Origin of the sequence: Streptomyces sp. BF23-19 (genome assembly GCF_041106355.1) — a bacterium.
GTDB classification, from domain to species: domain Bacteria; phylum Actinomycetota; class Actinomycetes; order Streptomycetales; family Streptomycetaceae; genus Streptomyces; species Streptomyces virginiae_A.
The window spans coordinates 1-4,637 of record NZ_JBGBPT010000179.1 but is presented as its reverse complement, the minus strand read 5'-3'; the positions used below and the strand labels follow the sequence as shown (position 1 = coordinate 4,637).

General features: G+C 73.8%; 3 protein-coding genes. All 3 read right to left on the bottom strand.

The features are described 5' to 3' along the window. Positions 1-73: 73 nt before the first annotated feature. The 3 genes from AB8A24_RS43030 to AB8A24_RS43020 all read right to left on the bottom strand — a co-directional run bounded on the left by AB8A24_RS43030 (position 74) and on the right by AB8A24_RS43020 (position 4,527). Positions 74-811 (bottom strand): carbonic anhydrase, encoded by a 738-nt coding sequence (locus tag AB8A24_RS43030; RefSeq protein WP_328960100.1) that lies wholly within the window; start codon positions 809-811, stop codon positions 74-76. 141 nt (positions 812-952) lie between these two features. After that, on the bottom strand, positions 953-1,825 hold the full coding sequence (locus AB8A24_RS43025) for an ABC transporter permease (protein WP_369479227.1): 873 nt from the start codon (positions 1,823-1,825) through the stop codon (positions 953-955). After that, positions 1,822-4,527 carry an alpha/beta fold hydrolase gene (locus AB8A24_RS43020; protein WP_328960098.1) on the bottom strand — a complete coding sequence of 902 codons (2,706 nt, stop codon included), beginning with the start codon at positions 4,525-4,527 and terminating at the stop codon, positions 1,822-1,824. Before AB8A24_RS43020 ends, AB8A24_RS43025 begins: the two co-directional genes overlap by 4 nt. Between the last annotated feature and the right edge of the window lie 110 nt (positions 4,528-4,637).

The window sequence follows — 4,637 nt, the reverse complement described above, 5'->3', positions numbered from 1 at the left end:
ACCACCGCTGCCACACCGCACTCGACGGACACCCACCCATCAGCCGAGTCAACAACCCTGCGAGTCAATACACCTAGACCGGTGCGCCCGTCAGGACGTCCACCTTGCCGGTGTCCAGGGAGTAGTAGGCGCCGACGACGGCCAGGGCGCCCTTCTCCACGAGGGGCGCCAGGTCGGAGTTGGCGCGCAGACCGTCCGCGGTGACCCGGATCTGCTGGTGGATCATGGTGTCGACCGGGTCGGCGCCCGGGTTCTCGACCGTCAGCAGGTACGCCGGTCCCAGCGCCTTCACGATCGCCTGGAGGTTCCCGGGCAGGGGCGTGCCGTCCTGCAGCGACTTGTAGGCGGCTTCGACGGCGCCGCAGCGCTGGTGCCCGAGCACGACGATCAGCGGGGTGCCGCCCGTCATCGGCCCGTACTCGACGGAACCGGTGACCACCGGGCCGATCGCCTGCCCGCCCGTGCGCAGGACGTACAGATCGCCGAGCCCGGTGTCGAAGACGAGCTCGGGCGCCACGCGGGAGTCGATGCAGGTGAGGACCACGCCGAACGGGTCCTGCGCCTCGGCCACGAGTTCGCGCCGCTCGGGATCCCGGTCGGGGTGGTCCAGGTCCCCGCTCACCCAGCGCGCGTTGCCCTCCATCAGGCGGGCGAACGCGGCTTTCGGCGTGTCCGGCCGCGGCTCGGGCGCGGCGGTCGTCTCCCTCGGCACGCGCGGCGAGGAGCATCCCGCGAGCCCGACGGCGACGGCGGCGGCCGCGAGGCCACCGGTCAGCACGGCCCTGCGGGCCGGAGGTCCTGCTGTGTGCATGGGCGGTACCCCTCGGTCGTGATGACCGCGATTGTTCATCGTGCCGGGGGCGTGCGGACCGCAGCCACACACGGGCGCGGCCGCTTTGCCACGGACGGCCCACGGCCCACGCCCCGCGAGCCGTGGGCCGTCCGTGCCGGCTCAGGACACGATGTCCTTGCGGGAGAACCCGCGGAAGGCGAGCGCGAACAGCACCAGCGCGTACGACGCCGACACCACCGCCCCCTTGACCATCCCGCCCCACTCCAGCTGCGGCTGCAGGGCGTCCGCCCACGCGAACTGCCAGTGCGCCGGCAGGAACTCCCGCCACGAGCCGAGCGCGGTCACCGCGTCCAGCACATTGCCGACGATCGTCAGCCCGACCGCCCCGCCCACCGCGCCCAGCGGCGCGTCCGTCCGGGTCGACAGCCAGAACGCCAGGCCCGCCGTGACCAGCTGCGACACGAAGATGAAGGCCACCACCAGCGCGAGCCGCGGCACGGTGTCCGCGGCCGCCAGCGCCCTGCCCGTCGGGAGCTTCAGCGGCCCCCATCCGTACGCGGCCGTGCCCGCCGCGAGCGCCACCACCGGCAGCAGCACCATCGCCGCCAGGCTGAAGCCCAGCGCCACCACCAGCTTGCTCCACAGCAGCCGCGCCCGCGGCACCGGCGAGGCGAGCAGGTAGCGCAGCGAGGACCAGCTCGCCTCCGAGGCCACGGTGTCCCCGCAGAACAGGGCCACCGGCACCACCAGCAGGAAACCGGCCGAGACGAACAGGCAGGTCGCGGCGAAGTTCGCCCCCGACGCCGTGGCCGTGTCGATCAGGGTGACCCGGCCGTTCCCACCGCCCCGGCTGCCCGGTCCGCCGCCCACCGCGAACGCGATCATCAGGATGAACGGCAGTGCGGCCAGCACCCCGGCCATCACCAGCGTCCGCCGCCGGCGCCACTGCCGCAGCGCCTCCACGCGCAGCGGGAGCGTACGGCTCGCCCGGTAGCCCGGAGCCACCTCCCGCACCGTCGTCGCCGTACTCACGCCGCACCTCCGATCAGGGTGAGGAACGCGTCCTCCAGTCGCCGGTGCGGTCCTACCCCGCTCACCGGCACCTCCAGCCGTACCAGTTCGGCGATCAGACCCGCGGCCGTCGCGCCTTCGAGCCGTACGAGCAGCCCGTCGTCGGCGGCCACCACGGAACCCACTCCCTCCAGCGCCGCCACCTTCTCGACGCACACCTCGTCCACCGGCTCCGCCAGGGTCACCAGCAGGGTGTCCCCGCCGCCGGTGATCTCGGCGACCTCGCCCGCCGCGACCCGCTGCCCGCGGTCCATGACCACCAGGTGCGTGCAGGACTGTTCCACCTCCGACAGCAGGTGGCTGGAGACGATGACCGTCCGCCCTCCCGCGGCGTAGCGGATCATCACGTCCCGCATCTCCCGGATCTGCGGCGGGTCCAGACCGTTCGTCGGTTCGTCGAGGATCAGCAGGTCCGGCATCCCGAGCATGGCCTGCGCGATCGCGAGGCGCTGGCGCATGCCCTGCGAGTACGTGCGTACCGCGCGCTCGAGCGCGTCGCCGAGGCCGGCGATCTCCAGGGCCTCGGCCATGTGCGAGTCCTCGGCCGGGCGGCCGGTGGCCTGCCAGTACAGCTCCAGATTGGCGCGGCCCGTCAGGTGCGGGAGGAACCCGGCACCCTCCACGAAGGCCCCGACCCGCGACAGCACGGGCGCCCCGGCCCGTACCGCGTGGCCGAAGACCCGGATCTCCCCGGCGTCCGGGGAGATCAGCCCCATCAGCATCCGCAGGGTGGTGGTCTTCCCGGCGCCGTTGGGCCCGAGCAGTCCCAGTACCTGCCCCTTCTCGACGCGGAAGGACAGGTCGCGCACCGCGTACCGGTCCTGCGCCTTCGCGTACCGCTTCGTCAGTCCGGTGATCTCCAGGGGTACGTCGGCCAGTGCGGGGTCCGGCCGCGGTGTGCCGGACCGCGGCCCCGCGGAGCCTCGGCCGGGCCGTCGGATCCCGAGCAGCGCCGCGGCCAGGGCCACCGCGCCCAGCGGCAGCCACCAGGTCCAGGCGGGCGTGCCGGTCGCGGCGGTCCGCACCTGGGCGGCGACGGGCACGGCCAGCGGGCCCTGCGCGCCGACGGTGTAGGTGGCCGGCGCGGCCGGGGTCGCGTAGCCGAGGTCGGTCGCGGCGACCACCAGCCGCAGCCGGTGTCCGGCCACGACCTCGTGGTCGATCGCGGGCAACCGCAGGCGCACGGTCGTGCCCTCCTGCCCGTTCTCCACCCGCACCGGTGCGACCAGTTGGCTCGGCAGCACCTGCTGCCGGCCGTCGGGCCCGACGTCGTACACCTTGCCGAACAGGACGGCCGAGCCGTCGGCAGCTGTCGACCTCACCTTCAGGGTGAGGGTCGGGGTGCCGGTGATACGCAGGTCCTCGGTCAGCGGCGCCGAATCGAACCGGGCGTTCTGGCCGGGGAAGTCCAGTGAGAGCCCGGCCCCGAAGGCGGCCAGCTGCCCACCGATGCCCGGCAGCGAGGACAAGGCGGGCGGCGCGCCGCCCGCCGGATTGGCGAAGGTCTGCTCCGGTCCCGTCAGGGCGAACTCGCGCTGGCCCGATTCCAGCCCGGGGTACCGGTCGCCGGTCGCGCCGCGCAGGGTGACCTCGCCGTCGGTGGAGTCGATGCCTCCGGATCGGGTGACCCGGAACGCCGGGCCGGTGTCGGCGCCCTCGTCCCCCTTGAGGTGGCGGTCGAACCAGGAGGCCACGCGGGCCTCGGTCCGGTCGGCCTCGCGCATGCCGCCGTCGTGCCCGCCGGCCGCCCAGTCCACGGACACGGGCGCGCCGTTCGCCGCGATGGCCTTGGCCATGGCATCGGCCTGGTCCAGCGGGAAGAGGGAGTCGTCCTGGCCCTGGACGATCAGCGTCGGCACCTTGATCCGGTCGCCGACGGCCGACGGACTGCGCTGCTCCAGCAGGGCGCGGGCCTCGGCATCGGGCTTGCCCGCCACCGCGACGCGTTCGTACATCGCGCAGAGCTCGGGCTGGAACCGCCCGCAACCGGGCGCTGTCGCCCCTTCCGGTCGCGGGCCGCGCGGGGCCTGCTGCATCCCGTCCGTCGAGCCGCTGGTGAAGAAGATGCCGGACCAGAGCTTCTTGAAGACGCCGTTCGGGAAGAGGGAGTCCGCGAGGTTCCAGTAGGTGATCTGCGGCGCGATCGCGTCGACCCGCGGGTCGTGACCGGCGGCGAGCAGCGAGATCGCGCCGCCGTAGGAGGCGCCGGAGACGCCGACGCGTGGGTCTCCGGCCGCGTCGAGCTTCACCTCGGGCCGGGCGGCGAGCCAGTCGATCAGCCGGGAGACGTCCTTGACCTCGTACGCGGGGTCGTTCAGACCGATCCGGCCCTCGGAACGGCCGAAGCCGCGCGCCGACCAGGTCAGGACGGCGTACCCGTCCCGGGCGAGGCGCTCGGCCTGCTCGCGGACGTCGTCCTTGCTGCCGCCGAAACCGTGCCCGAGGAGTACGGCGGGACGTTTTTCCCCGCCGCCGCCCGCGGTGAAATAGGAGGTGTCGATCCCGGCGCCGGGCATGTTCATGACTTGGTCCTGGCGGTGCACGGCGGGTTCGTCACCGGTCGCGGACGCGGCCGTCCACGTACCGGCCCCCGCCACGACCGCGAGCGCGGCGGCGCCCGCCAGCAGACGGTCTCGGCGGCGCCGGGGCATTCGGAGCTTCATACGGGCAACCCTATGGGCCCGTTCGCCGGGCTCCGAGCACCCACAGGCGGAACCGCCCACCTTCTCAGGGACTATGCGCGGCCCCGCGCGTACCGCACCTGCGGTACGCG

Coding starts and splice junctions, on each gene's coding strand:
- AB8A24_RS43030 (WP_328960100.1), bottom strand. CDS start 811: ATGCACACAGCAGGACCTCCGGCCCGCAGGGCCGTGCTGACCGGTGGC.
- AB8A24_RS43020 (WP_328960098.1), bottom strand. CDS start 4,527: ATGAAGCTCCGAATGCCCCGGCGCCGCCGAGACCGTCTGCTGGCGGGC.